Source organism: Alistipes provencensis (assembly GCF_900083545.1).
Taxonomy (GTDB): Bacteria; Bacteroidota; Bacteroidia; order Bacteroidales; family Rikenellaceae; genus Alistipes; species Alistipes provencensis.
The window spans coordinates 1,038,104-1,064,351 of record NZ_LT559262.1; the positions used below are offsets into that span (position 1 = coordinate 1,038,104).

Consider the following 26,248-nt stretch of genomic DNA (forward strand, 5'->3'; position numbering starts at 1 on the left):
TATGAAAAAGATCCTGCTCCTCCCCGTCCTGCTGACGCTCCCGGTCCTGCTCCGGGCTCAGGCTCCGGCTTCGCAGGCCGCCGCCGACAGCCTTCCGGCTGCAACGCCTCATACGAACTATACCGATCTGGCGCGCATGTCGGCCGAAACCTATATCAACCTCCATCTGCCGCCGCTGTACGTCCTGCTGGAAAACGCCCGCGAGCGGTCGCCGCAGGTCAACCAGTTCGCGTCGACCAAGGAACAGGAGGAGCGCGAGATCAAGACCCTGCGCCGTTCATGGCTCAAGAACATCAAGCTCAACGCCCAGTACAGCTATGGCTCGACGGACGTCAACAGCCAGATATATCAGGATATAAACCTCCCGATCATCCAAAACGTCACGGGAACCACCCAAGCGTGGTGGACCGTAGGCGCGGGCATCTCGCTGCCGCTCGACGAGATTTTCAACCGCCGCAACCGCATCAAGCAGCAGCGCAAGCGGCTCGAAAGCATCGAGTACGAGATGAACAGTTGGTACGACGAAATCTGCCTGAAGATCATCGAGGCATACACCTCGGCCGTCGAGAACCTCTCGCTGCTGGAGTCCTCGGCCCGGTCGATGGTGGCCGCCAAGGCCCAGTACATCGCCGCCGAATCGGACTTCGTGAACGGTAAGATCGACGCCCAGACGCTCAGCCGTCAGAAAAGCATCGAGAGTTCGGCCGTCAGGGAGTACGAACAGACCCGTTCGCTGCTCAACAAGGCCCTGCTGCAACTGGAGGTGCTCTCGAAGACCCCGATCATCAGCCAGCCGACCAATTCCACCCGTTAAACCGCCGCGCTTATGACAACATACATCGCCTATATCCTGAAATTCCTCTTCCGCATCAAGTGGTGGCTGATCGTCTGCCCGGTGCTGGTCGCGCTGCTGGTTTACATCTACATGGGGCGCCAGTCCCGCTATTACCGCTCGACCACGACCATTTATACGGGCATCGTCTCGGGTTACGACCTCGAGAACGGCGAGGGTTCGCGTCAGGACTGGAACATCATCAACAACGCGATGGACAACCTCATCAACATCATCAAGTCGCAGTCGACGCTGCACAACGTTTCGCTGCGTCTCTACGCCCGGAACATGGCGTACGGCAACCCGGATGAGGACAACAACTACATCTACGCCCGCAACTACCGCAGCGAGGTGTCCCACACGCCGCAGGAGGTGCTCGACCTGATCGACCGCACGAGCGAGGACAAGACGTTCCGCAACCTCCTCGACTACGAGGTCGCCGAGCACGGCAACCACGTCTACGGACTGTTCCACTGGACCCACCGCTACTACAGCTACCAAGCGCTGAGCCGCATCGAGGTCCGCCGCATCGCCAACAGCGACATGCTCGAAATAAGCTATGAGAACGACGATCCCGGGGTGGTCTACAACACGCTGGAACTGCTCAACGACGAGTTCGTCGAACAGTACAAGGAGCTGCGTTTCGGCGAGACCAACGACGTTATCCGGTTCTTCGAACAGGAGCTGGCCCGCGTGGGCAGCGAACTGCGCGAACAGGAGGATTCGCTGCGCGATTACAGCGTCGAAAACCTCATCATCAACTACGACGAGCAGACCAAGCACATCGCCATCCTCTCGCGCGACTTCGAGCTGCGCTACGAGGAGACACGTCTGAACCTCAACAGTTCGGAGTCGCTGCGCCGGAAGATCGAGGCACAGCTCGAGGACCTGCAGATCTTCCGCAACAACGCCGCATTCGTCGAACAACTGCACAAGATCGGCGATCTCCAAGCCCAGATCACAGCCGCCGAGGCGTTCATTCCCGACCCCGCATCGGGCCGCCAGCCCGTCCGGGAGCCCGTCGACGTGAGCCGGCTGCAGGTGCAGATGAACCGCGAGACCGACAGCCTGCGCAACCTCACCTCGGCCATCGCCAGCCAGCAGTACACCAAAGAGGGTATCGCCACGGGGTCGCTCATCCAGCAATGGCTCGACGCCGTGCTGCTCTCGACCAAGTCGCAGGCCGAAATGGAGGTGGTGAACGAGTGGAAAAAGTCGCTCGACGACCGCTATGTGCAGTACGCTCCGGTCGGTTCGACGCTCAAGCGCAAGAACCGCCTGATCAGCTTCACCGAGCAGTCGTACCTCGCCATGCTGCAGGCCCTCAACACGGCCCGCCTGCGCCAGAAAAACCTGCAGATGACCTCGGCGACGCTCAAAATCATCAACCCGCCCGTGCTGCCCATCTCGGCCGAGCCGACCAAGCGCAAGATGATGGTCGCCGCGGCGTTCTTCGTCACGGCCGTCTTTATCCTCGGCTTCTTCATCCTGCTCGAACTGCTCGACCGCACGCTGCGCGACAAGATCCGTGCGGAGCGCATCACCGGCGGCAAGGTCATCGGGGCCTTCCCGGGCCCGGGACGCTTCGGCGAACGGCGCTTCGCCCGGCAGTACCGCGAGATCGCCTCGCGGTTCATGGGCAATGCCGTGCTCAACTATTTCGATCCCCGGAAGCGGCCCAACGTGCTGAACATTCTCTCCACGGAGCAGGGCGACGGCAAGTCGACGCTCGCCGAGCATCTGGCGGCTTATCTGCGCGAAACGGGCATGAAGGTCCGCATCGCCTCGTGGAACAAGGATTTCGACTCCCATCAGAAGGATTTCCTGCTGGCCTCGCGGCTGGAGGAGTTCGTGCACGACACCGAAGGCGAAACGCCGCTGGCCGAAGCCGACGTGGTGATCGTGGAATACCCGCCGCTGGACGACAGCGCCATCTCGAAAGAGCTGCTGCAAAACGCCGCGCTCAACATCATGGTGGCCCCGGCCAACCGCACATGGAAGGAGACCGACCAACTGCTCTATGAAAAGAGCGTCGAGATGGCCGGCGAAGCGCCCACGGCGCTGCTGCTCAACTGCGCGGGGCGCGACGTCGTGCAGACCTTCACGGGCCTGCTCCCGCCCTACACCCGCCTGCGCAAACTGGGCTACCAGATCAGTCAGTTCGGTTTCACGGCGGTCAAATAATCCGCCCCGAATATCCGTAACCCGATGCAGCTTACCGGCAACATAACCGCTCCGCTGAGCATTTCGCGCGCACTCGTGACACTGGTGCTCGCCGGAGGCGTGGCGGCCATCGCCTACGCCTTCACCCACTTCGGGCTGCCGGCGGGGGCCGCGATCGCCATGCTGCCCTCGGGACTTTGCATCCTGTGGCTGTCGATGCGCAACCCCGCGTTCTCGATGCTGGGAATGCTGGTCCTCAACTACTTCATCATGTACCTCGGCCGCGAGTTCCTCCACGGAGCGCCGGTCGGCGTGATCCTCGACGCCGCGCTGTTCTTCAATCTGGCGATGCTCATCCTGCAGGCCCTCGTGCACCGGGTCGAGTGGCGGTGTGCCAAAACGGGGCTGACCCTCGCCGCCGCGATCTGGATGATCTACTGCGTGCTGGAGCTCTTCAACCCCCAGAGCATTTCGCCCAAAGGGTGGACCATGGCCATCCGTTCGCTGGCGTTCTATTTCTTCCTGATCGTGGTGCTCACGCAGCTCACGATGGCCCGCTACAAATACCTGAAACAGATGCTGGCCGTGTGGTCGGTGCTGACGCTGATCGCCGTCGGGAAAGCCCTCGCCCAGAAATACCTCGGGTTCAACGCCGCGGAGAACTACTGGCTCTTCGTCGAGGGAGGCGCCACGACCCACATCATCTACACCGGCGTGCGCTACTTCTCGCTCTACAGCGACGCCGCGAACTTCGGCGCCGGCATGGGGCTGGCGATGGTGGTCTTCTCGATCTCGGCGCTCTATTACCGCAATCCGTGGATGAAGGTCTACATGCTGACGGTGGCCGCGGCGGCCTGCTACGGCATGCTGATCTCCGGCACGCGCAGCGCGCTGGCCGTACCCTTCGCCGGATATGCCGTCTTCGTGATGCTGTCGCGGAATTTCCGGATGGTCGTGGCGGGCGTGTTCCTGATTATCATGGCCTTCTGCTTCCTGAAATTCACGACCATCGGTCAGGGCAACCCCATCATCCGGCGCGCCCGGAGCGCCTTCAACACCGAGGACGCCTCGTTTCAGGTGCGTCTGGACAATCAGGCCCGGCTGCGCGAACTGATGCGCGGCAAACCCTTCGGCGCGGGACTGGGGCACGGCGGCGGCAAGGCCAAGGTCTTCGCCCCCGATGCACCGCTGTCGCAGATACCCACCGACTCGTGGTTCGTGATGATCTGGGTCGAAACGGGCATCGTAGGGCTGCTGCTGCACGTCGGCATCCTGCTATACGTCCTCGGAAGAGGCGCATGGCTGGTCTTTTTCAGGCTCCGGAACACCCAGCTCAAAGGATTCGTCGCGGCGCTGACGGCCGGCATCGCGGGCGTCGTGGTGATGGCCTACGCCAACGAAGTGCTGGGACAGATTCCCACGGGCGCCATTATCTACATGAGCATGGCCTTCATCTTCCTCTCGCCGCGTTTCGACAAGGAACTGGCGGAAGCCGAGGAAGCCGAACATACGATCCCTGCCAAAAACCTGCTTGCCGTGCGGCCGCACAGGACATCGGCGCTTCCGTCGGCAATGGCCAAACAACAATGACATGAAGGCACGCATATCGGTCATATCGGTCAACTACAACGGCTTCGCGGTCACCACGGCGATGATCAACTCGCTGCGGCGCCACGTCACGACGCCGATGGAGATCGTCGTCGTGGACAACGGTTCGGAACGGGACGAGGCGGCGATGCTGCAGGAACGCTATCCCGAGATAATTGCCATACGGAGTCAGGAAAACCTCGGCTTCGCCGGAGGCAACAACCTCGGCATCCGGGCCGCGACGGGCGACTGCCTGCTGCTGCTCAACAACGACACGGAGGTCGCGGACGACACGCTGCACCACCTCTGCGACACGCTCGACGCCGACCCAGCGATCGGGGCCGTCTGTCCCAAAATCCGTTTCCATGAGCCTCCGCAGGCCATCCAGTTCGCGGGATACACGCCCCTGACGCGCATCACCCTGCGCAACGCCCTCATCGGGTTCGGCGAACCGGACAACGGGCGGTTCGACACTCCGCACGACACGCCCTATGCCCACGGCGCGGCGATGATGGTGCGGCGCGAAGCCGTCGAACGGGCGGGAATGATGCCCGAAGCGTACTTCCTCTATTACGAGGAGCTGGACTGGTCGGTGCGCATCCGCGAGGCAGGTTACCGCATCGCCTACGACCCGCGGGCCACGGTATTCCACAAGGAGAGCGCCACCACGGGCCGCCAGAGTCCGCTGCGGAGCTATTACCTCACGCGCAACCGCCTGCTGTTCGCCCGCCGCAACCGCCGCGGAGCCGCACAACGGCTCTCGGTCGTCTATCAACTGGGGGTGGCGCTTCCCAAAAGCGTCCTCACGTCGCTGCTGCACGGCCGCAGGGATTTGGCGGCGGCCGTCCTGCGCGGTGCGCGGGATTTTCTGCGACATAAAACAGGAAAAGAATGATAGTGAACATCATAGACTGGATCTTCATCTTCGCGCTGCTGCTCCCGGTGCTCTATCTGTTCGTCTTCGCGGCGTTCTCGATGCAGCGGAGGCGGGAGCCCTATCCTCCGGCCCGGAAACAGCGTCGTTTCGTGACGCTGATCCCTGCCTACAAAGCCGACGCGGTCGTCGTCCGCACGGCGCAGGCGGCACTGGCACAGGAGTATCCCGAGGGATTGCACCGCGTGGCGGTGATCGCCGACCAGTTACAGCCCGCAACGCTCGGAGAGCTGCGCAAACTGTCCCTGACAGTGATCGAGGTGACGTTCGAGAACAGTTCGAAAGCCAAGGCCCTGACTGCCGCCGTCGAGGAGCTGGGGCCCGAGGCGGCCGATGCCGTGGCGATCCTCGACGCCGACAACCTCGTGGGCGGGGAGTTCATCGCGCGCCTCAACGAAGTCTTCGACGCGGGTGTGGAGGCCGTACAGGCGCACCGCACGGCCAAGAACCGCGACACGGACACCGCGGTGCTCGACGCCGCGGGCGAGGAGATCAACAACTCGATCTTCCGCCGCGGACATGTGGCGCTGGGATTTTCCTCGGCGCTGATCGGCTCGGGCATGGCGTTCCGCTACGACTGGTTCTGCGCCAACATCCGCCGGTGCGTCACCGCCGGCGAGGACAAGGAGCTCGAAGCGCTGCTCCTGCAGGAGCGCATCTATATCGACTATCTGGACGACGTGGAGGTGCTGGACGAAAAGGTGCAGGGCGAGGAGGCTTACTACAACCAGCGGCGGCGGTGGATCGCGGCACAGTTCTATGCCCTCGGCTCGGCGGTGAAGAACCTCCCCGGAGCCCTCTTTTCGGGGAATTTCGACTACTGCGACAAGCTGCTGCAATGGTGCCTGCCCCCGCGGATGCTGCTCATCGGCCTCGTACCGCTGTGGGCCGTCGTAATGACCTTCCTCGACCCGTGGGGTTCCGTCAAATGGTGGATCGCCCTCGTGCTGATGCTCTTCGCACTGGCCATGGCCCTGCCCGACGCGCAGACCGACGCCAAGCTGGGCCGCGCCCTGCGCCGCGTTCCGGTGCTGGTGCTGCTCACGGCCGCCAACCTCTTCCGCCTCGGCGGAACCAAGGATAAGTTCATCCATACCCAACACACCGGCGCAGCCGACTCCGCACCGGATAAAACAGACCCGAACGCATGAAAATAGCCATCGAAGCGCAGCGCATCTTCCGCCCCAACAAACACGGCATGGACTTCGTGGCGCTCGAAACCATCCGCTGCCTGCAACGGCTCGACACCGAGAACGAGTACTTCATCTTCGTGGGCGACGGTCCCGACCGCTGCCTCGAGGAGACGCCCAACGTGCACATCGTCACGCTCCGCTGTCCGTCGTATCCGCTGTGGGAGCAGTGGGCCCTGCCGCGGGCCGTGGCGCGCGTGAAGCCCGACCTGCTGCACTGCACGAGCAACACCGCCCCGGTGTGGGGATCGACGCCGCTGGTGGTAACGCTCCACGACATCATCTTCCTCGAGAAGCAGGCCGGACGCAACTCGTCGCTCTACCAGTCGTTAGGACGCCAGTACCGCCGTCTGGTGGTGCCGCGCATCCTGCCCAAATGCCGCCGAATCATCACCGTGTCGCAGTTCGAATGCGACCGCATCCGCACGGCCCTCGGCCTCGACCCCGAACGGATCATGGCCATCCACAACGGCTACAATCCCCGGTTCCGGCCGATGGACGACACGGCGGAGGTCACCAAGCGCTACCTGCCCGATGCGGAATACCTCTTCTTCCTCGGCAACACCGACCCCAAGAAGAACACTCCGGGAACGCTCCGCGCCTATGCCGAATATGTGCGCCGCTCGGAACATCCGCTGCCGCTGCTGGTCGCGGACCTCACGGTGCAGGCCGCGGAGTCGATTTTACAGCAGATCGGCCAGCCGGAACTGATGGAGCGTCTCCGCCTGCCGGGATATATCCCCAACGGCGACCTCCCGGCCGTCTACAACGGCGCCTCGGCATTCCTCTACACCTCGCTGCGCGAGAGTTTCGGCATTCCCCAGCTCGAGGCGATGGCCTGCGGGACGCCCGTGGTGACGTCGAACACCTCGGCCATTCCCGAGATCGCGGGCGAGGGGGCCATTCTCGTCGACCCGACCTCGCCGGAGGCCATAGCCGGCGCCCTCCTGCGGCTCGAGACCGACGACGCCTTCCGGACGGAAACGATCGCCTACGGGCTGGAGCGGGTGAAGCTCTTCTCGTGGGAACAGACGGCCCGGAAACTGCTGGCGCTCTACCGCGAACTGGCCGGACAATAAAATAAGGGGGACGATTCGAAATCGTCCCCCTTTTCAATTCTTCCTGCGCGGTCCGGCTATTTCCGGCTCACCAGATTCGCTTTCTCCCCATGCTCATACCAATCCTTCGCAGCATTGCCGCCCGACTGCACCCACTCGGCAAAATCGGGATAAGCTTTCAGGAAATCGATATCCTCATAGGCATGGGGGATATTTTCGGGAATATTGATCGCCCAGACCATCCGGTCGTTCGAATAGTAGAACGTCGGAGCCTTGACCGTATTGGCATTCTTGCTCTCGCGCTCGTAAACCGCCATGCCCGCCGCAGTAGGCTCCACACCGCCGAAGTGGATCTCCTTGCCGTCAGCATCGGACAGGAAGAAATCGAACGAGTCGAACGTCAGCCCGGACTGCGCCACCGAATTGCGGAGTTCGATGAAATAGACCACCGTGATCAGATCGTCGTCCGCCATCTCCTGTCCGCGTTCCGTATTGAGGTAGGCCGAACCCACGGGAGCGTGTTTCTTCGTACTGATTCCCCGGAACTCCAGCACCGCGGGATCCTTGACATTGTTGCCGGGATTGAGCTGGACAAGTTCCGCATCGTCAGGGACATTCATGCCTCCGTAGCCCGCTTCCCGCGACAGGTCCTCGATCTCCGCGATCTCACCGCCCTTGACGCCCTTCATCCGCAGATGAGGCGTATAGGGAAGCGTGCCGCCGATGGCCTTCACGCGCACGCCGATCTGCATCCACCGAACCATGTTCTTGTTGTTGGCGTAGAGCTGTATCTTGTAGTTCAGGACGAAATCGTTGAAGTCGTAGTCGCCGTAAGCGGGCCAAAGGTCCTCGAACATCAGCGTTCCCCAGCCGCCCCGGATGGCCGGCACATAAATCACCTTGTCATAGTCGTTGCCGCCGCCGCGGGTCATGGCTGCCGGAGCCGCATCGGCCCCGATAGCGAACGATATTTTGCCGTTCGACACAGCGACGGTTTTTCCAACCTGACTGCCGTCGGCCTTTCGGTAGCTGACATAGAGCGAACCGGTCGACGCGGGAATGTCGAGCACGACCTTTTCGGCATCGTCGCCGACGGCGAACGAAGCGAAAGGCTCCTCGCCGGAAGCGAACGCCACGGAAACCACGGCCGGAACCGCAGCGGTGACGTCACATTCGACAGCACCCGTGGTCTTCCAGTCGAAAGAGGCGGGGACCGCAAGACTTTTAGTTTCCAAAGGTGCCTCCGGAGTTCCGGGCCCCTTTACATCCGAAATGCGGTCGACGCATCCTGCGAAAACGACCGCTCCGCAAACGGCCAGAATGATTCTTTTCATGGAGTGAAGTTTTATGACGAGACAAAGTTAAATATTATTTTCCAATTTTTATCATATTCATCCTTTCTTATAACAAAAAAGCCCGATAAATGAAACGGGATCACTCCGAAACAGACCATATGAACCAAAAGTTTATTATCTTTGTTCGATGATCGCGACTATCAAACAAAATCCCCGCCTGCGCCGTCTGGTGCTGTGGCTGCTCACCCCGTCCAAACGGCCCCGGCCACGGTGGTGGCTGAGGCTGCTGCGCCCGTTGCTGCACCCTGCGGGAAAAGGATCGAAAATATGTTCCCATGCCCGGGCGGACATCTTCCCCTGGCACCGCTTCATACTGGAGCGGGACGCTCAGATCGAGGATTACGCCGTGGTCAACAACGGCGCCGGCGACGTCCGCATCGGCGAGGGCTCGCGCGTGGGCGTGGGTTCGGTGGTGGTCGGGCCGGTCGATATCGGCCGTTACGTCTTCCTGGGACAGCACGTCTCCGTGCAGGGGCTCATCCACGGTTACGAGGACGTGACGCAGGACCCCAACCTCCAGCCGCTGATGCTGCGGCCCGTGAAAGTCGGCGACTACACCCATCTGGGGACCAACTCCACGATCATGGCCGGCGTCACCATCGGCGAGCGCTGCCAGATCGGCGCAGGGTCGGTCGTCACCAAGGACATACCGCCCTACAGCGTGGCCGTGGGCAACCCGGCGCGGGTCGTAAAACGTTACGATTTCGAAAAAAAGGAGTGGGTCCGGGTCTGAAATGAAAATACTGATCGTCTATAAATCTTCGGGGCTGAGCGACAACCCCTTTGTCCGGCTGCTCGCCGAGGGCATCCGCGCCTGCGGCTTCGAGGTCGTCTGCTCGGCCGACGAGTTCTGGCACAACGCCGCGGCATACGACATCGTTCATTTCCAATGGCCCGAGGAGCTGTTCGGCTGGAGCTACCCTTCGCCGGGGCAGGTTGCGGAACTGGGCGAACGGCTCCGCATGCTCCGTGAACAGGGAATCCCGATCGTCTACACCCGCCACAACACGCTGCCGCACAAGGGCGACGACCGGGTCCGCGAGGCCTACCGGCTGATCGGGGAGTATGCCGACGCGGTGGTTCACTTGGGCGATTACAGCCTCCGGCAGTTCCGGGAGAGATACCCCGATTCGCAGCAGATTCACGTCGTGATTCCGCACCACATTTACGAGGGCGTGTACGGACCCGGCATCTCCCGCGGGGAGGCCCGGCAAAGGCTCGGCATCCCGGCCGACAGCTTCGTCGTACTGGCTTTCGGGGCGTTCCGCCACGCCTTCGAGCGAAAACTGACGTGGAGGGCATTCCGTCGCCTGCACGTTCCCGAAAAATTCCTGCTGGCACCCCGTCTGTGGCCCTACACTCTCAACGGATCGTACCGACGGGGGCTGAAACGCTTCGCCACGCGGATGCTTTACTACGGGGCGCACGCCGCCGAAAGGCTGTTCCGCTGCCGCATCACCTCGACCGAGGGGCTGATCCCCGACGCCGAACTCCCGGCCTATTTCACGGCCGCCGACGTGGTCTTCATCCAGCGCACCGACATCCTCAACTCGGGCAACGTGCCGCAGGCCTTCGCCTTCGGCCGCGTGGTCGCAGGCCCCGCAGCGGGCAACATCGGCGGGATGCTCGAAGCCACCGGAAACCCCGTTTTCGACGCCGCGGACCCCGCATCGGTGGACCGCGCGCTGGCCGAAGCGGCCCGGCTGGCCGCCGCAGGGCACGGCGACGAAAATCGTAAATACGCCCTCGAACACCTCCGCCTGCCGCAGATCGCCGCGGCATACGGACAACTTTACACCCGATTGCATGACGCAGAACGACGATAAACAGCCCCAATCCGTAGGACGCGAGTTAGCCTCGGGAGTCTTCTACACCTCGGTCGCCAAATATGCCGGCGTCGTGGTGACGATCCTCGTGACGGCGGTGCTCTCGCGTCTGTTCACCCCCGAGGAGTTCGGCGTGGTGAACATCGCCACGGTCATCATCGCCTTCTTCGCCATCTTCAGCGACCTCGGCATCGGCCCCGCAGTCATCCAGCACCGCGACCTCTCGCGCCGCGACCTGAGCAGCATCTTCTCGCTCACGATCTGGTCGGCGATCGTCATCGCCCTGCTCTTCTTCGCCGCCTCGGGGCTCATCGCCTCGTTCTACGACGGCTCGACGGAGCTGCGCGACATCTGCCGCATCCTCTCGCTGAACCTCCTTTTCGCCACGGCGAATATCGTTCCCAACTCGCTGGTGATGAAAGACAAGCGTTTCCGCTTCGCCGCCGTGCGTTCGCTCGCCGTGCAGGTCGTCGGAGGAGCCGCGGGCATCATCGCCGCCTATGCCGGGGCGGGCATCTATGCCCTGACGATCAACCCGGTCTTTTCGAGCGTGATGCTCTTTGCGATCAACTACCGCGAATATCCCGTCCGCCTGCGGATGAAACCCGCACGCGAAGCCCTCTCGAAAGTCTTCTCGTTCTCGGCTTACCAGTTCTCGTTCCAACTGCTGAACTTCTTCAGCCGCAACCTCGACAAACTGCTGATGGGGCGTTACATGAGCCTCTCGGATCTGGGCTATTACGACAAGTCGTACCGCCTGATGATGATGCCGCTGCAGAACATCGCCTTCGTCATCTCGCCGGTCATGCACCCCGTTTTCGCGCAGATGCAGCACGACCTGAACAAGCTGGGTGAAGCGTATCTGAAAGTAATTCGCCTGCTGGCCTTCATCGGACTGCCGCTGTCGGCCGTACTGTGGTTCACGGCCGAGGAGCTGGTGCTCATCATCTTCGGCAACCAGTGGATGCCGTCGGTGGCGGCGTTCCGCATCTTAGCCCTCTCGGTCGGCATCCAGATCGTGATGTCGACTTCGGGGTCGATTTTCCAAGCCGCCAACGCCACGCGGATGCTCTTCATCTGCGGACTCTTCTCGGCGACGCTCAACGTCGCGGCCATCTCGACGGGCATCTTCGCCTTCGGGACGCTCGAAGCCGTGGCATGGGCCATCTGCATCTCGTTCGCCGTCAACTTCGTGCAGTGCTACCACGCGCTGTTCTGTCTGACGCTGCGCACCGGATGGGGACGCTTCTGGCGAAGCCTTTTGCAACCGCTGCTGCTCACGGCGATCCTCTCGCTGGCGCTGGCCGGCATCGCATGGCTGCTCCCCGCAACGACGCCGCACCTGCCGTCGCTGGCGGCGAAATGTGCCGCCGCCCTCGTCGTCTGGCTGGGATACCTCCAGTTGAGCGGAGCGTACAACCTCAAAGAACTCGCCGCACGCCTGCGGCCCGGAAAATAGAGAGCCATGAAGGGACTGTTCATCGTATTTCACGGATTCTCGGCCCACAGCGGCATCTCGAAGAAGATCTTCGCCCAGTGCGAAGCCCTCCGCCAGAACGACGTAGACATCGCGCTGTGTCATATGGAAATCGACTCCGACGGCACGCAGCGCCGCATGGCGGGCGACGCCGTGATACGCACTTTCGGGAGCGGGCTCCGCGCCAAGCTGCTCAAGCGCATCTCCTACGCCGACATCACCGACTACATCCGCCGCGAGGGAGTTCGGTTCCTCTACATCCGCCACGACCTGAACGCCAATCCGCTGCTCGTCGCGTGGCTGCGCCGCGTGCGGCGGCTCGGGGTGCGCATCGCCCTCGAAATCCCCACCTACCCCTACGATGCGGAGTTCCGCGAGGCCGGACGGAAGGAAAAACTCCAGTTACAGATCGACCGGATGTTCCGCCGCAGTCTGGCCCGGCAGGTCGACCGCATCGTCACCTTTTCCGACGACGGGGAGATTTTCGGGCAAAAGACCATCCGCATCTCCAACGGCATTGATTTCAGCACGATACCCCTCAAGACCGAGGTGCACGCCATCGCCCGCGAGGTGCGGCTGCTGGCCTTGGCCAACATCCATCCGTGGCACGGTTTCGACCGCGTGATCGAGGGGCTGAAAGCCTATTATGCCGCGCCGCACGACCGCATCGTGAAACTGCGCATCGTGGGCGACGGCATGCCCGGCCTGATCGACGGCTACGCCCGCAGCATCGCGGCCTGCGGGCTCGGCGAATACGTCGAAATCACGGGACCCCGTTCGGGCGCGGCGCTCGACGCCGAGTTCGCATGGTGCGACATGGGCGTGGCGAGCCTCGCCCGCCACCGCAACGGCATCGAGAGCCTCAAAAGCCTCAAGAACCGCGAGTATGCCGCGCGGGGCATTCCGTTCATCTACTCCGAGCGGGACAGCGACTTCGACGCCATGCCCTATGTCCTGAAAGCCCCCGCCGACGACACGCCGCTCGACATCGCCGCCCTCGTGAGCTGGCTCGACGCCGCGGACCGCACCCCGGAGCACATCCGCACGACGATCGAGGGACGGCTCTCGTGGGAGCGGCAGATGCAGAAGGTAATGACCGAAATGAAAACCCTGATACCATGATCCCCAAGCAAATCCACCTCTGCTGGCTGAGCGGAGACCCCTACCCGGCCAAGATCGAGAAGTGTCTCGCAAGCTGGAAAAAGTTCCTGCCCGACTACGAGGTCGTGCTCTGGGACACGAAACGTTTCGATCTGGATGCAGTACCGTGGGTGAAACAGGCTTTCGAGGCCAAAAAATATGCCTTTGCCGCCGACTACATCCGCTTCCACGCCCTCTACAACTACGGGGGCATCTACCTCGACTCGGACGTCGAGGTGCTCCGGAGCTTCGACCCGCTGCTGGACCTGCCCTACTTCGCGGGGGCCGAGACCGCCGGGACGATCGAGGCCGCCGTGCTGGGCGCCGAGAAGGGGTGCGACTGGATCAAGCAGTGCCTCGACTACTACGAGGGGCGCAGTTTCATCCGCGAGGACGGGTCGTACGACATCCGGATGCTGCCCGAGATCATGCAGGAGCAGATTCCGAAGCTGAAACCCATCATGAAGGTGGAGGGAGGTCTCGAGCCCCTGAAGCGCAGGGACCTCGACGAAGCGGTCTACATCCTGCCGCGGGAGTATTTCTCGCCGAAGGTCTTCGACTCGCGCAAGGTCGAACTCACGCCCGACACCTACGCCATCCACCACTACCAGAATTCGTGGTTCTCGCCCAAGGCCTTCGCCTACTACCGGGTCAGGACCTTTTTCGTCAACCTCTTCGGATACCGCTTCGTGCGGGGTGTCGAACGGCTCATCCGCCGCAAATAACTCGAAGTCCATGACTGTCACAGCAATCCTTTTCTGGGCCTGCGCGCTGTTGGTCGTCTACACCTATGTCGGGTACGGCGTCCTGCTGGCCGCACTGGTGAAGCTCCGCGAGGCCCTGTGTCCCGCCAAACGGCATCCCGTTCCGGCCGAAACGGTCGAAGCGACGCTGCTGATCGCCGCCTACAACGAGCAGGAGATCGTGGCGGAGAAGATGGAGAACTGCCGGGCGCTGAAATACCCCGCCGGAAAACTCCGTATCGCTTGGGTGACCGACGGCTCGACCGACCGCACGCCCGAACTGCTGGCGGCTTACCCCGGGGTCACGGTACTCCACGACGCCCGTCGCGGAGGCAAGACCGCCGCCCTGAACCGGGCGCTGGAGTACATCCACACCCCGATCGTAATCTTCACCGACGCCAACACGATGCTCAATCCCGAGGCCGTGGAGGAGATCGTGCGCTGTTTCGACGACCCGAAGGTCGGGTGCGTCGCGGGCGAGAAGCGCGTGGCCGCCGCGGAGGGCTCGGGAGCCGCCGCGACCGAAGGGGCCTACTGGAAATACGAGTCGAAGCTCAAGGAGCTCGACTACCGCCTCTACTCGGCCGTGGGAGCCGCCGGAGAGCTGTTCGCCGTGCGGCGCGAACTGTGGCGGACGATGCCCGAGGACACGCTGCTCGACGATTTCATCTGTTCGATGCTCATCGCCGCCGACGGCTACAAGATCGCCTACTGCAAGGAGGCATACGCGCTGGAAACGCCTTCGGCCGACATGGTCGAGGAGGGCAAGCGCAAACGCCGCATCGCGGCGGGCGGACTGCAATCCGTCTGGCGCCTGCGCAAACTGCTGAACCCGTTCCGCTACGGAGTGCTGTGGTTCCAGTACGTCTCGCACCGCGTGCTGCGGTGGACCGTCACTCCCGTGGCGCTTGCGGCGCTCGTGCCGCTCAACATCGCCCTGTTATGGTCGGGCCATCCGCGGCTCTACGCCGTGATTCTGGCCCTGCAGGGGCTCTTCTACCTCACGGCCGCCGCCGGTTGGATGCGCGAACGCCGCGGACGGCAGGGAGGCGTGCTTTCGGTGCCTTATTATTTCCTTTTCATGAACCTCAACGTTTTCCGCGGGGCATGGTACCTGATTACCCACCGGGGACGCGGAGCATGGGAAAAGGCCCGGCGCGCCTGATTTTTGCACATCTGCGGAATTTTTATTAGATTTGTTCTTCACAAACACCTGAACCTCCATGAAAAACATCGCCATAAAGCCCGAAGACTACACCATTCTGGCTGTCGACGACATCGCCACGAACATCATGCTGCTGAAAGCCGTGCTGAGCCGTGCGAAGTACAAGATCGTCACCGCTTCGGGCGGGTTCGAAGCGCTGGAAAAGGTCGCGGAGGTCAACCCCGACCTGATCCTGCTGGACATCATGATGCCCGATCTGGACGGGTACGAGGTGCTGAAACGGCTCAAGGCGGACCCGGCGCACGAGGATATCCCGGTGATTTTCCTCACGGCACTGCACAACCCCGAGGACATCGTCAAGGGATTCAAATTCGGGGCCAGCGACTACATCTCCAAGCCGTTCAACCACGAAGAACTCATCACCCGCGTGGCACACCACATCTATCTGGCCGCCGCGCAGCGAACGATCCTCCAGCAGCGCGACGAACTGCAGGCGACGGTCGAAGCCCGCGACAAGATGTATTCGGTGATCGCCCACGACCTCCGGTCGCCGATCGGAACGTTGAAGATGGTTTTCAACATGCTCTCGATCAACCTGACGGCCGACCAGATCGGCGAGGACAGTTTCGAGATGATTTCCATGGGCAACAACATCACCGAAAGCACCTTCATGCTGCTGGACAACCTGCTGAAATGGACCAAGAGCCAGATCGGACGCATGAACACGGTGTTCCAAGAGGTAGACATTTCGGAGGTGGTGCTTTTCGCCAGCAAGATGTCCGACGTGGTGGCGCAGGTGAAGAACATCGAGGTCGAATACGAGATTCCGGGGCCTATCACGGTCAGTTGCGACGTGGACATGGTCAAGACGATCATGCGCAATCTGATGTCCAACGCCATCAAGTACAGTCAGGAGGGCGGGAAGATCGTTGTAGCGGTCAGCGAAACGCCGACGCATGCTGCGATTTCCGTGCGCGACAACGGCATCGGCATCAAGGAGGAGGACATTCCCAAACTGCTCAACCCCGAGACCCACTACACCACCTACGGCACGAAGAACGAAGAGGGGTCGGGACTGGGACTGCAACTGGTGCAGGACCTCACGCACCGCAACGGCGGCTCCCTGACCATCGAGTCGAAAGAGGGCGAGGGTTCAACCTTCACCTTCACCATTGCCAAGGAACAGCCCAAACAGGAGCCCGGCAAAGACGAAGCTACCGCCTGAACCGCAGTTCGGCGATGACGGCCTTATGGTCGCTCACATCATCCTGCGGCATGTAGTAACCTACGCCCGCAAACCGGTTGTCATAGAAGATATAGTCGATCCGCAGCACGCCGCCCAGATAGCGGAACGTGCCGCCGAATCCGTTGCCGACAGCCCGGAACCCGTCGGTCATGTTGCCTTTCAACCGGCGGTAGGTATAGGACGAGGGGGTATCGTTGAAATCCCCGGCCACAATGACCGGATAGCGTGTAGAGTCGATCACCGTGCGGATTTCGCGGACCTGCTGCGCGCGGATGCGGCTGTTGCGCTCCAGCTCGCCGATCACCCGTTCTACCGGGGCATCCTGATCGTAATCCTTGCGGAAACGGTGCCGGAGGCTCGAAATGCCCGACGTCTGCAAGTGCACCGAGAAGATGCGCACCGTGTCGTCGCCGATCTTCACGTCGGCCTGCAGGTAGTCGTTGCCCGAGTCGGGAAAACGGACATAGCGGTGGCCGACGATCGGGAAGCGGCTCAGAATAGCCTGCCCCTCCTGATGGACGAACCAAGGCATGCGCGGGGCGAAAAGCCGCGCGATGCTGTCGGGTGGAAACGTCCGGTCATCGATGAACTCCTGCAGGCACACCACGTCGACCTTCTCGCGCTTCATCAGCGACGCGATGCCGTAGCCGGTGACCGAGGTGGGGCCGAGGCGGCGGAAACCATAGGTGTTGAGCGTCGCCACACGGATGTCATGGGGGCCTTTGCTGTCGAAATCGGGCAACTGGACCATCGCCGAAATGTAGCCCAGATTGAGTGCCAGCGCGGCAATGGGCATCAGCGCCACACCCCACTGGCGGCGGAAAAGCCACCAGATGAGCGCCGCGAGGTTCAGCAGCAGGATAACGGGCATCAGCAGCGCGATCGAAGCCCAGAAATTCCCGGCCTCGGGCGAGATGAACGACGAACGCCAACTCAGCACAGCCGCGGCCAACAACAACACAGTAAAGGCCACTGCGAGACCTTTTAATAAATAAGATACAGCTTTTCGGCCCATAAGGTATATTATTTCGACCTAATTTGTTTATTTCGTTTGCAAAGATAGTTCATTTTTAAATAATAATCCTACCTTTGTGCTTCGGAATCAAACCCCTTCACCTGAGAATGAAGCGAATATTAATATCGGGCGGCGCCGGATTCATCGGCTCGCACCTGTGTGAAAGACTCTTGGCGGAGGGTAACGACGTCATCTGTCTCGACAATTATTTCACCGGGCACAAAAGCAATATCCGGCACCTGCTGCCGCACCCCAACTTCGAGGTGATCCGCCACGACATCATCTACCCGTATATGGCCGAAGTCGAGGAGATTTACAACCTCGCCTGTCCCGCGTCGCCGATCTACTACCAGCACGACCCGATCAAAACCACCCAGACGTCGGTGATCGGAGCCATCAACATGCTGGGCATGGCCAAATACAACCGGGCCAAAATCCTTCAGGCTTCGACCTCGGAGGTCTACGGCGACCCGTTGATCCATCCCCAGCGCGAGGATTACTGGGGCCACGTCAACCCGCTGGGCATCCGCTCGTGCTACGACGAGGGCAAGCGCTGCGCCGAATCGCTCTTCATGAGCTACTACCGCGAACACGGCATTCCCGTAAAGATCATCCGCATCTTCAACACCTACGGCCCGAAAATGGACATCAACGACGGCCGCGTAGTTTCGAATTTCATCGTTCAGGCGCTCCGCGGCGACAACATCACGATCTACGGCGACGGCGAGCAGACCCGCTCGTTCCAGTACATCGACGACATGGTCGAAGGGATGATGCGCATGATGAACAACACGCCCGACGACTTCACCGGACCGGTAAACATCGGCAACCCGAACGAATTCACCATCGCCGAACTGGCCCGCGAAGTGATCTCGCTGACGGGTTCGAAATCGAAGATCGTACACCTGCCCCTGCCGGCCGACGACCCCCAGCAGCGGCAGCCCGACATCTCGCTCGCCCGCAACATGCTCGACGGCTGGGAGCCGAAAATCCAGCTCCGGGACGGTCTTTTAAAGACGATCGCCTACTTCGAGGGGGTACTTTCGCGGGGCGGAATCCGTCGCTGAGGCTCAACCGGTACATACAAAAACACGACCATAATTCATAAAAGGCGGAATCGAAATTCGATTCCGCCTTTTATGCAACGAATGCGTCTTATCGGACCAGCATCGCGTGGTGATAGCCGTCGGTCTTGTTCCAGTCCCCGCGCGTGAAGTCGGGCACGGCCACCGGAGCGCTGTTGTGTTCGAGCGACACGGCCGTCAGCTCCCCGACACACGACCATTCGGCGGCATCGTAGACATCCTGATCGAGCGGCAGGCCGTGCTGCAGGCAGTAGATCAGGCGGTAGTCCATAATGAAATCCATGCCGCCGTGTCCGCCGACCTCCTTGGCTTTCTCCTCGATCTCCATAGCGATCGGGTGCTTGTAACGCTGCATCAGCGCCTCGCACATCTCCTTGGGCACGAAACTGTGGCCGCTCAGGTTCTCATGGTCGGGCACGCCCGACTCCGCAAGCTGTCCGGGATCGAAAGCATAACCTTGGATGGGGTATTTGTTGGCAAAGCCTTTCGTACCGGTCACTTGGTACATGCGGCTGTAAGGACGCGGCGTGTAGACATTGTGCTCCAGCAGGATCGTGCGGCCCTTCTCGGTCTTGATCAGCGTCGAGGTGTGGTCGGCGTTGGCGAACTCCGTGGCGCCCATCTTCTCTTCAGCCAGTTTCAGGCCGTTGACCGACTTGGTGTCCACGGCCACGAGGTAGTTCATCTTGTCGCCGCGGTGGATGTCGAGCACCTGACAGGCGGGGCCGAGGCCGTGCGTGGCATAGACGTCGCCGCGGTGCTTCTGGTTGAAGTCGAGGCGCCAGTTACCCTCGTAATAGTCCCAGAAAGCCTCCAGATCGTGGATATACGATCCTTCGACGTGGAGGACGTCGCCGAACAGTCCCTGTTTGGCCATGTTGAGCGTCGTGAGTTCGAAAAAGTCGTACACGCAGTTCTCGAGCATCATGCAGTGGCGCTGGGTCTTCTCGGCGGTGTTCACCAACTGCCAGCACTCGTCGAGCGATGTGGCGGCGGGAACCTCCACGGCGACGTGCTTGCCGTGCTCCATGGCGTAGACGGCCATCGGAACGTGCTTCTGCCACGGGGTGACGATGTATACGAGGTCGATATCGTCGCGTTCGCAAAGTTGTTTCCAACCCTCCTCGCCGCTGTAAGCCTCCGCGGCGGGAAATCCGCGGCGTGCGAGGATCGCCTGCGCGCTGTCGACCCGCTCGGGGTAGAGGTCGCAGAGGGCCTTGATATCGACCCCGTGCAGGTGGGTGAAGCGCTCCACGGCGCCCGGGCCGCGCATGCCCAGCCCGATGAAGCCCACGCGGACCGTCTTCATCGGAGGCGTCTTGAGCCCCAGCACCGACTTCTGGCCCGGTTCGCGGGCCGGAGTGTCGAACACGATCACTCCGTCGATCGTCTTGTAGCCCTCCGATTGGCAACCGGAAAACAGAAGCGCACCCGCAAAGGCGCACAGTAAAAGAAGGAATCTCTTCATTTGTATCGCAGTTTGATTGGTTTCAAGACAAAAGTAGGAAATATTTTGAAAACTGCGCTCATTTGAGTACTTTTGCGGTCATAAAATCTCCTTCCATGTTTCGTAGACTCGCGGCGGTAATCCTTTCGGCCCTCCTGCTCTCCCCGGGATGGCTCAGCATGACGGGGCTGACGCTCCTCGCGGGGTTCGTCCCGCTGCTGTGGGTGAGCGCGTCGTACGACGACTCGCGCCGCTCGTGGTGGAAGGTTTTCGGCTGGGCGACGCTGACCTTCGTGCTGTGGAACGCGCTGACGATCTGGTGGATCTGGTACGCCACGCCCGTAGGCCCCCCGGCCGCCACGCTGGCCTCGACGACGATGAACATGATCGCCTTCATGCTCTTCCACACGGTCTCGAAAAAAGCCCCCAAAGCCCTTGCCTACACCACCCTCGTCACGGCGTGGATCGCCACCGAATACTGGTACACCGTCGGGGATTTTTCGTGGCCGTGGCTCATTCTGGGCAACGGTTTCTCGCACGAAGTGTGGGCCGTGCAGTGGTATGAATATACGGGCGTCTTCGGCGGCACGCTGTGGGTGCTGCTCTCGAACATCCTGATCTTCGAAGCCCTCAGGGCGCGCACCGTGCGGCGGTGGACAGCCGCGGCGTGCGTCGTCGCGGTGCCGGTAGTCATCTCGCTGGTCATCTGGGGAAGCTGGAAACAGCCCGACGAGGGGACGGCCGAAGTGAGCATCGTCCAGCCCAATGTGGACTGCTACAACAAGTTCCACGGCGACACGGAACGACAGGAGGAGAACATCCTCGACCTGCTGAACGACGTGCCTGCCGGAGCGCAGTTCATCCTGCTGCCCGAGACCTCCGTGCCGGGTTATTACCGCGAACCCGCGCTGAGCGATTTCTGGCTGGGAGCGGCCGGCACCCCGGGCGAATTCTGGCAAACGCTCGCCGACACGCTCCGCAGCAACCATCCCGAAGCCCTGCTCATCGCCGGGGCCAACACCACGCGCCATTATCCGGCGGGTGCCCAGACTGAAACGGCCCGTGCGGAGCGCTTCGGAAACGGCTATTACGACGTCTTCAACACGGCCGTGGGGCTCGACTCCGCAGGCCGCACACAGCTTCACCACAAAGGCCGGCTGGTGATCGGCGTCGAGAACACCCCGACGTGGGTATTCGACATCATGCGGTTTCTCGTCATCGACCTCGGCGGCGTCGTGGGACAGATCGGCAAGGGACAGCACGGCACGGCCTTCGAGCACGGCGGCGTCAAAGCCGGGCCCGCGATCTGCTACGAGGGGCTTTACGGCGACTTCTACGGCGATTTCGTGCGCCGCGGCGCGCAATTCATGGCCATCATCTCGAACGACGGATGGTGGGGCGACACGCCGGGCTACAAGCACCTCTTCACCATCTCGCGCCTGAGAGCCATCGAGCACCGCCGCGCCATCGCCCGCTCGGCTAACACGGGCCGCTCGGGATTCATCTCCGCCCGCGGCGACGTAGGCGAAACCCTCGGCTGGGAGGAGCGCGGCGTGATCTCCGCCGCAGTGCCCCTCAACTCGGAACTGACCGTCTACACCCGCTACGGCGACTATCTGGCCCGCATCTCGGAATACATCCTGTTGCTGTGCGTGCTCTACTACGTCGCCTACCGCGTCAAACGCAAGAACCACCTCGTCAAATAAATCCCCGTTGTCATGAACTACACCCAAACCCTCGAATTCCTCTTTCAGTCGCTGCCCGCGTTCGAAACCAGCGGCGCAATGGCCTACAAACCGGGATTGGAGCGCATCTCCGCATTCTGCCGCCATCTGGGCAACCCCCAGCGTAATTTCTTTACGATCCATGTGGCCGGCACCAACGGCAAAGGCTCCGTGGCCCACATCATCGCCTCGGTGCTGGAGCAGGCGGGATACCGCACGGGGCTCTTCACCTCGCCCCACCTGCAGGACTTCCGCGAACGCATCCGCGTCGACGGCGAAATGATCCCCAAGCAGAAAGTGGTGAATTTCGTGGACAAGCACCACGACAAGATGGTCGAGCTCGAGCTGTCGTTCTTCGAAATGACCGCCGCGATGGCCTTCGACTACTTCGCGCAGAGCGACGTCGAGGTGGCGGTGATCGAGACGGGACTCGGGGGACGGCTCGACGCCACGAACATCATCGTGCCGATCCTGAGCGTCATTACCAACATCGGACTGGAGCACACGGCCCTGCTGGGCGACACGCTCCAGAAGATCGCCGCGGAGAAGGCGGGAATCATCAAGAAGAGCATTCCGGTGATCGTCGGCGAGGCGGACGTCCGCTACAACGAGGTCATCGAGCAGGCCGCGGCAGCCAACAAGTCGCATGTAATCTACGCCGAGCGGGAGTTCATCTGCGAGGATCATCGCCCCGAGGGCAGCCGCCAGCATTTCCGCCTGCGCCGCACGCGCGACGGCCGGGATTTCGACGTCCTGCTCGACCTGCAGGGCAGCTACCAGTGCCGCAACATCGTGACAGCCTCGGCGGCGATCGACTTCCTGCACGAGGAGACGCCGTTGACGATCTCCCGCCGCGCCTACCTCGAAGGAATGTGCTGTGCGGCAGCCAACACGGCGCTGCTGGGCCGCTGGCAGACGCTTGCTGAGGCACCCCTCACGGTCTGCGACACGGGCCACAACGCCCACGGCATCGCCTACGTCGCCGAACAGCTCAAGGCGACGCCCCACAAGGCGCTCTACTGCGTGATCGGATTCGTGCGCGACAAGGATCTGGCGCACATTCTGCCCCTGCTGCCGCACGATGCCCACTACATCTTCACCCAAGCGCATTCGGAGCGTTCGCTCCCGGCCGCGGAGCTGACGGCGAAAGCCGCCATCTACGGTCTGCACGGCGAAGCGGTGGAGGAGGTGACGGCCGCCATAGCCCGGGCCCGGGAGCTGGCCTCGGACGGCGACATGATCTTCATCGGCGGCAGCACCTATGTCGTCGGCGAGGCGCTGTAAGGAACCAGACGGAAATGAAAAGTCCGGGGCGCGGCCGCTCCGGACTTTTTCTATTTACGCCTCCCCCATCTTCGGCCCCGCTTCGGGCGTGGGCGGAGGGGTCGGGATCTCGATCTTGCCCACGTTGCTCTCGTAGCGCACGATGTTGTCCTGCAGCGAGCGCAGCAGGCGTTTGGCGTGCTCCGGCGTAAGGATGATGCGGCTCTTGACGCGCGCTTTCTGCACGCCGGGAAGGACCGTAGCGAAGTCGATGATGAATTCCGAGGTAGAGTGCGATATGATCGCCAGATTGGAATAATGGCCTTGGGCCACGGCGTCGTCCAGTTCAAGGTCGATACCGAATTGTTTCATCTCTGCCATAAGCTGTGGAGTGTTTGTGCAAAATTATTCACTTTCAGGGGACAATATACAAGCATGGGGCCAAAGTTTTCGATATTTTATCAACATATCCGCCGTCCGGGACAACCCGCCGCGCCCTTTTTCCGCTTTTTCATGGGCGGATTTACGGCTTTTTCTTATCTTTGGCTTCGCCGAAGATACTCCGTCTCGGAAAAAATGCAAACGAGCTTGCTTTTTCTCTCGGCTTATTCGTATCTTTGGCTTCGCCTTAAATACTTCCGCTCGGCAAAATGCAAGCGAACTTGCTTTTGCCCCCGCTTATTCGTATCTTTGTCGTCTATAAAAACAGCAAACCCGAAAAATGGCATTGGAAATCGTCGAAACCCTGTTCCGCGGCATCTGCGTAGGTGTGGCCGCTTCGATCACGGTAGGCCCCGTAGCGGTGCTCTGCATCCAGCGCACGCTGTCGAAAAGCCGCCGCTCGGGGATCGTTTCGGGCATCGGCGTCGCCTGCGCCGATACGTTCATGGCCATGGCCGCGCTGTTCTTCTATTCGATGCTCCAGACCCAGATCGAGCAGTACAACACGCTGCTGCGCGTCATCGGCGGCATCTTCGTCGTCATCGTCGGGGTCTTCATCTTCGCCCAGAACCCCGTGCCGCAGATTCGCCGCAACCGGGCCGGCAAAACCTCGCTGTGGCAGGATTTCGTCTCGATCTTCGGACTCACGATCGCCAACTTCATCATGGTGATCCCCTATATCCTCGCCTTTTTCGCCGTCTTCAAGATTTCGGGCGGCGATATGGCCGACCACACGTTCGGAGGCTTCATGCGTTCGCTGTTCGTCATCGCCGGGTTCTTCGGCGGCGCCGTGGGATGGTGGACCCTGCTGGCTTTCGTCATCAACCTCTTCCGCCGCCGCTTCCGTCCGCGGCACATGCTCACGATCAACCACGTCGCGGGCCTCATCATCGGCATATTAGGAGTTTACACCATATTATCGACCTTCTTTGATATATTCCCCAATGTCGGACACTAAGCATAAGATCATCATCGCCGTCGACGGATTCTCGTCGTGCGGCAAGAGCACCTTCGCCAAAGCCATCGCAGCCCGCTTGGGCTACATCTTCATCGACACCGGCGCCATGTACCGCGCCGTAACGCTCTACGCCCTCGAACACGGGGCGATCCGTTCGGGCATCGTCGACGAAGAGGCCGTCGTGAAGCTGCTCGACAAGATATCCATCACTTTCCGTTTCAACCCTGAACGCGGCGCCAGCGACATCTACGTCGACGGCGATCTGGCCGAAGGAAAGATCCGCACCATCGAGGTTTCGAACTGCGTGAGCCGCGTGAGCGCCATCCCCGAGGTGCGCAGCAAGCTGGTGGCCATGCAGCAGGAGATGGGACGCCGCCGCGGGGTGGTGATGGACGGCCGCGACATCGGCACGGTGGTCTTCCCCGACGCCGAACTGAAACTGTTCATGACGGCCGACCCCGCCGTGCGCGCCTGCCGCCGCTACAAGGAGCTGACGGGCAAAGGCATGACGGTGACGATGGAGGAGGTCGAACGCAACATCCTCGAGCGCGACAAGGCCGACATGAGCCGGGCCGTCTCGCCGCTGCGCCAAGCCGACGACGCCATCGTGCTCGACAACAGCCACATGACCGTCGACGAACAGATGGCGTGGTTTATGGAGGAGTTCGCAAAAGTCTGCAAATAGATAAAAGCGCCGCCGGGCGCACCTGCAAAACGGCTATGGTAGTCGAGATCGACGATAAATCGGGCTTCTGCTTCGGCGTTGTCCGCGCAATCACGGAGGCCGAACGGGCCCTCGGGAGCGGCGCCACGGTCTATTCGCTCGGTGACATCGTCCACAACCGCATCGAGGTCCAGCGCCTCGAACGGCTGGGACTGCGGACCGTCACCCACGCCGACATGCCGCGTCTCGCGGGCTGCCGCCTTTTCATCCGCGCCCACGGGGAACCCCCTACGACATACGCCGCCGCCCGGGAGCTGGGCATCGAGGTGATCGACGCCACCTGTCCGGTGGTCGCGCGCCTGCAGCGGCGGGTGAAGGAGGCCCACGAACGGATGCGTCCGCTGGGCGGTCAGGTCGTAATCCTCGGCAAGCGGGGCCACGCCGAAGTGGTGGGGCTCACGGGGCAGGTCGCAGACCCGACGATCGTGGTCGAAAGAACAGAAGATTTGCAGGCGGTCGACTTTTCGCGTCCGGTCTATTTCCTCTCGCAGACCACGCAGAGCATCGCGCTGTTCGAGGAGCTCGGAGCGGAGATGCGCCGCCGGGCCGCCGATCCGGACACGGTCTGCATCGACGACACGATCTGCCGGCAGGTCTCGAACCGCGAACAGCACCTCACGGAGTTCTCGGGACGGTTCGACGCCGTGGTCTTCGTCTGCGGCCGCAAATCGTCGAACGGCAAGGTGCTCTCGGAGGTGTGCCGCCGGGCCAACCCGCGCACGCATGTCGTCGAGGAGGCCAGCGAGATCGCCCCCGAATGGTTCGAGGGTATCGCCTCGGTAGGCATCTGCGGCGCCACGTCGACCCCCAAATGGCTGATGCAGGAGGTTGCCGACGCCGTTCGTAAAATCGGAAAATGAAAAACATATAATCAG

The 26,248-nt window shown here is 61.7% G+C and carries 23 protein-coding genes; 19 read left to right on the top strand and 4 right to left on the bottom strand.

All coding sequences use genetic code 11. From position 1 onward, the window contains the following. Position 1: 1 nt before the first annotated feature. Genes BN5935_RS04095 through BN5935_RS04120 form a run of 6 tightly spaced genes read left to right on the top strand, consistent with a single transcriptional unit; the run spans position 2 to position 7,785 of the window. Complete coding sequence (locus tag BN5935_RS04095; RefSeq protein WP_064974980.1) at positions 2 to 814, top strand: TolC family protein; 813 nt, start codon at positions 2 to 4, stop codon at positions 812 to 814. A gap of 12 nt (positions 815 to 826) precedes the next feature. Next, positions 827 to 3,016: a GumC family protein gene (locus tag BN5935_RS04100; RefSeq protein WP_064974981.1), complete on the top strand. Its 2,190-nt coding sequence runs from the start codon at positions 827 to 829 to the stop codon at positions 3,014 to 3,016. Between the two features lie 24 nt (positions 3,017 to 3,040). Further along, positions 3,041 to 4,585 carry an O-antigen ligase family protein gene (locus tag BN5935_RS04105; protein ID WP_064974982.1) on the top strand — a complete coding sequence of 515 codons (1,545 nt, stop codon included), beginning with the start codon at positions 3,041 to 3,043 and terminating at the stop codon, positions 4,583 to 4,585. A 1-nt stretch (position 4,586) separates the two neighbouring features. Beyond that, a complete protein-coding gene (locus tag BN5935_RS04110) occupies positions 4,587 to 5,477 on the top strand; it encodes a glycosyltransferase family 2 protein (protein ID WP_064974983.1) in 891 nt (296 codons plus the stop codon). Further along, positions 5,474 to 6,667: a glycosyltransferase family 2 protein gene (locus BN5935_RS04115; protein WP_064974984.1), complete on the top strand. Its 1,194-nt coding sequence runs from the start codon at positions 5,474 to 5,476 to the stop codon at positions 6,665 to 6,667. The genes BN5935_RS04110 and BN5935_RS04115 overlap by 4 nt, the downstream gene beginning before the upstream one ends. Then, complete coding sequence (locus BN5935_RS04120) at positions 6,664 to 7,785, top strand: glycosyltransferase family 4 protein (protein WP_064974985.1); 1,122 nt, start codon at positions 6,664 to 6,666, stop codon at positions 7,783 to 7,785. The genes BN5935_RS04115 and BN5935_RS04120 overlap by 4 nt, the downstream gene beginning before the upstream one ends. 56 nt (positions 7,786 to 7,841) lie before the next feature. Here BN5935_RS04120 and BN5935_RS04125 read toward each other — a convergent pair whose 3' ends face one another. Beyond that, positions 7,842 to 9,098 (bottom strand): LruC domain-containing protein, encoded by a 1,257-nt coding sequence (locus tag BN5935_RS04125; protein WP_064974986.1) that lies wholly within the window; start codon positions 9,096 to 9,098, stop codon positions 7,842 to 7,844. A 148-nt stretch (positions 9,099 to 9,246) separates the two neighbouring features. Between BN5935_RS04125 and BN5935_RS04130 the strand changes: the two genes are divergently transcribed. From BN5935_RS04130 to BN5935_RS04160, 7 genes are read left to right on the top strand one after another with little or no spacing between them, the layout of a single operon-like run. Then, positions 9,247 to 9,852 carry an acyltransferase gene (locus BN5935_RS04130; protein WP_064974987.1) on the top strand — a complete coding sequence of 202 codons (606 nt, stop codon included), beginning with the start codon at positions 9,247 to 9,249 and terminating at the stop codon, positions 9,850 to 9,852. Between the two features lies 1 nt (position 9,853). Continuing rightward, positions 9,854 to 10,945 (top strand): glycosyltransferase family protein, encoded by a 1,092-nt coding sequence (locus BN5935_RS04135; RefSeq protein ID WP_064974988.1) that lies wholly within the window; start codon positions 9,854 to 9,856, stop codon positions 10,943 to 10,945. Beyond that, positions 10,926 to 12,404: a lipopolysaccharide biosynthesis protein gene (locus BN5935_RS04140; RefSeq protein WP_064974989.1), complete on the top strand. Its 1,479-nt coding sequence runs from the start codon at positions 10,926 to 10,928 to the stop codon at positions 12,402 to 12,404. Before BN5935_RS04135 ends, BN5935_RS04140 begins: the two co-directional genes overlap by 20 nt. 6 nt (positions 12,405 to 12,410) lie before the next feature. Next, positions 12,411 to 13,544 carry a glycosyltransferase family protein gene (locus BN5935_RS04145; RefSeq protein ID WP_064974990.1) on the top strand — a complete coding sequence of 378 codons (1,134 nt, stop codon included), beginning with the start codon at positions 12,411 to 12,413 and terminating at the stop codon, positions 13,542 to 13,544. After that, a complete protein-coding gene (locus BN5935_RS04150; protein ID WP_064974991.1) occupies positions 13,541 to 14,287 on the top strand; it encodes a glycosyltransferase family 32 protein in 747 nt (248 codons plus the stop codon). The genes BN5935_RS04145 and BN5935_RS04150 overlap by 4 nt, the downstream gene beginning before the upstream one ends. A 10-nt stretch (positions 14,288 to 14,297) precedes the next feature. Next, positions 14,298 to 15,470, top strand: a complete 1,173-nt coding sequence (locus tag BN5935_RS04155) for a glycosyltransferase family 2 protein (RefSeq protein ID WP_064974992.1) — start codon at positions 14,298 to 14,300, stop codon at positions 15,468 to 15,470. A gap of 58 nt (positions 15,471 to 15,528) precedes the next feature. After that, complete coding sequence (locus tag BN5935_RS04160; RefSeq protein ID WP_064974993.1) at positions 15,529 to 16,695, top strand: hybrid sensor histidine kinase/response regulator; 1,167 nt, start codon at positions 15,529 to 15,531, stop codon at positions 16,693 to 16,695. On the opposite strand, the gene BN5935_RS04165 is transcribed toward BN5935_RS04160, so the two are convergent. After that, a complete protein-coding gene (locus tag BN5935_RS04165) occupies positions 16,685 to 17,689 on the bottom strand; it encodes an endonuclease/exonuclease/phosphatase family protein (protein WP_235821005.1) in 1,005 nt (334 codons plus the stop codon). The two genes, BN5935_RS04160 and BN5935_RS04165, sit on opposite strands and share 11 nt — an antisense overlap. Before the next feature lie 149 nt (positions 17,690 to 17,838). Between BN5935_RS04165 and BN5935_RS04170 the strand changes: the two genes are divergently transcribed. Then, positions 17,839 to 18,798 (top strand): UDP-glucuronic acid decarboxylase family protein, encoded by a 960-nt coding sequence (locus BN5935_RS04170; protein ID WP_064974995.1) that lies wholly within the window; start codon positions 17,839 to 17,841, stop codon positions 18,796 to 18,798. Positions 18,799 to 18,886: 88 nt separating this feature from the next. Here BN5935_RS04170 and BN5935_RS04175 read toward each other — a convergent pair whose 3' ends face one another. Then, a complete protein-coding gene (locus tag BN5935_RS04175; RefSeq protein WP_064974996.1) occupies positions 18,887 to 20,284 on the bottom strand; it encodes a Gfo/Idh/MocA family protein in 1,398 nt (465 codons plus the stop codon). A gap of 95 nt (positions 20,285 to 20,379) precedes the next feature. On the opposite strand from BN5935_RS04175, the gene lnt reads away from it, so the two are divergent. Then, positions 20,380 to 21,969 (top strand): apolipoprotein N-acyltransferase, encoded by a 1,590-nt coding sequence (gene lnt / locus BN5935_RS04180; RefSeq protein ID WP_064974997.1) that lies wholly within the window; start codon positions 20,380 to 20,382, stop codon positions 21,967 to 21,969. A 12-nt stretch (positions 21,970 to 21,981) separates the two neighbouring features. Continuing rightward, complete coding sequence (locus BN5935_RS04185; RefSeq protein WP_064974998.1) at positions 21,982 to 23,271, top strand: bifunctional folylpolyglutamate synthase/dihydrofolate synthase; 1,290 nt, start codon at positions 21,982 to 21,984, stop codon at positions 23,269 to 23,271. Positions 23,272 to 23,325: 54 nt separating this feature from the next. Here BN5935_RS04185 and BN5935_RS04190 read toward each other — a convergent pair whose 3' ends face one another. Next, positions 23,326 to 23,631 (bottom strand): DUF3467 domain-containing protein, encoded by a 306-nt coding sequence (locus tag BN5935_RS04190; RefSeq protein WP_064974999.1) that lies wholly within the window; start codon positions 23,629 to 23,631, stop codon positions 23,326 to 23,328. Positions 23,632 to 23,971: 340 nt separating this feature from the next. On the opposite strand from BN5935_RS04190, the gene BN5935_RS04195 reads away from it, so the two are divergent. From BN5935_RS04195 to BN5935_RS04205, 3 genes are read left to right on the top strand one after another with little or no spacing between them, the layout of a single operon-like run. After that, the gene (locus BN5935_RS04195) at positions 23,972 to 24,649 is read left to right on the top strand and encodes a LysE family translocator (RefSeq protein WP_010261566.1); all 678 of its coding nucleotides are present in this window, start codon (positions 23,972 to 23,974) and stop codon (positions 24,647 to 24,649) included. Continuing rightward, a complete protein-coding gene (gene cmk / locus BN5935_RS04200; protein ID WP_064975000.1) occupies positions 24,636 to 25,334 on the top strand; it encodes a (d)CMP kinase in 699 nt (232 codons plus the stop codon). Before BN5935_RS04195 ends, cmk begins: the two co-directional genes overlap by 14 nt. A gap of 35 nt (positions 25,335 to 25,369) precedes the next feature. Then, positions 25,370 to 26,233 (top strand): 4-hydroxy-3-methylbut-2-enyl diphosphate reductase, encoded by an 864-nt coding sequence (locus BN5935_RS04205; RefSeq protein ID WP_064975001.1) that lies wholly within the window; start codon positions 25,370 to 25,372, stop codon positions 26,231 to 26,233. Positions 26,234 to 26,248: the final 15 nt, after the last annotated feature.

Coding starts and splice junctions, on each gene's coding strand:
- BN5935_RS04155 (WP_064974992.1), top strand. CDS start 14,298: ATGACTGTCACAGCAATCCTTTTCTGGGCCTGCGCGCTGTTGGTCGTC.
- BN5935_RS04205 (WP_064975001.1), top strand. CDS start 25,370: ATGGTAGTCGAGATCGACGATAAATCGGGCTTCTGCTTCGGCGTTGTC.
- BN5935_RS04120 (WP_064974985.1), top strand. CDS start 6,664: ATGAAAATAGCCATCGAAGCGCAGCGCATCTTCCGCCCCAACAAACAC.
- BN5935_RS04160 (WP_064974993.1), top strand. CDS start 15,529: ATGAAAAACATCGCCATAAAGCCCGAAGACTACACCATTCTGGCTGTC.
- cmk (WP_064975000.1), top strand. CDS start 24,636: ATGTCGGACACTAAGCATAAGATCATCATCGCCGTCGACGGATTCTCG.
- BN5935_RS04140 (WP_064974989.1), top strand. CDS start 10,926: ATGACGCAGAACGACGATAAACAGCCCCAATCCGTAGGACGCGAGTTA.
- BN5935_RS04195 (WP_010261566.1), top strand. CDS start 23,972: ATGGCATTGGAAATCGTCGAAACCCTGTTCCGCGGCATCTGCGTAGGT.
- BN5935_RS04170 (WP_064974995.1), top strand. CDS start 17,839: ATGAAGCGAATATTAATATCGGGCGGCGCCGGATTCATCGGCTCGCAC.
- BN5935_RS04190 (WP_064974999.1), bottom strand. CDS start 23,631: ATGGCAGAGATGAAACAATTCGGTATCGACCTTGAACTGGACGACGCC.
- BN5935_RS04145 (WP_064974990.1), top strand. CDS start 12,411: ATGAAGGGACTGTTCATCGTATTTCACGGATTCTCGGCCCACAGCGGC.
- BN5935_RS04175 (WP_064974996.1), bottom strand. CDS start 20,284: ATGAAGAGATTCCTTCTTTTACTGTGCGCCTTTGCGGGTGCGCTTCTG.
- BN5935_RS04130 (WP_064974987.1), top strand. CDS start 9,247: ATGATCGCGACTATCAAACAAAATCCCCGCCTGCGCCGTCTGGTGCTG.
- BN5935_RS04150 (WP_064974991.1), top strand. CDS start 13,541: ATGATCCCCAAGCAAATCCACCTCTGCTGGCTGAGCGGAGACCCCTAC.
- BN5935_RS04135 (WP_064974988.1), top strand. CDS start 9,854: ATGAAAATACTGATCGTCTATAAATCTTCGGGGCTGAGCGACAACCCC.
- BN5935_RS04095 (WP_064974980.1), top strand. CDS start 2: ATGAAAAAGATCCTGCTCCTCCCCGTCCTGCTGACGCTCCCGGTCCTG.
- lnt (WP_064974997.1), top strand. CDS start 20,380: ATGTTTCGTAGACTCGCGGCGGTAATCCTTTCGGCCCTCCTGCTCTCC.
- BN5935_RS04110 (WP_064974983.1), top strand. CDS start 4,587: ATGAAGGCACGCATATCGGTCATATCGGTCAACTACAACGGCTTCGCG.
- BN5935_RS04185 (WP_064974998.1), top strand. CDS start 21,982: ATGAACTACACCCAAACCCTCGAATTCCTCTTTCAGTCGCTGCCCGCG.
- BN5935_RS04105 (WP_064974982.1), top strand. CDS start 3,041: ATGCAGCTTACCGGCAACATAACCGCTCCGCTGAGCATTTCGCGCGCA.
- BN5935_RS04115 (WP_064974984.1), top strand. CDS start 5,474: ATGATAGTGAACATCATAGACTGGATCTTCATCTTCGCGCTGCTGCTC.
- BN5935_RS04100 (WP_064974981.1), top strand. CDS start 827: ATGACAACATACATCGCCTATATCCTGAAATTCCTCTTCCGCATCAAG.
- BN5935_RS04125 (WP_064974986.1), bottom strand. CDS start 9,098: ATGAAAAGAATCATTCTGGCCGTTTGCGGAGCGGTCGTTTTCGCAGGA.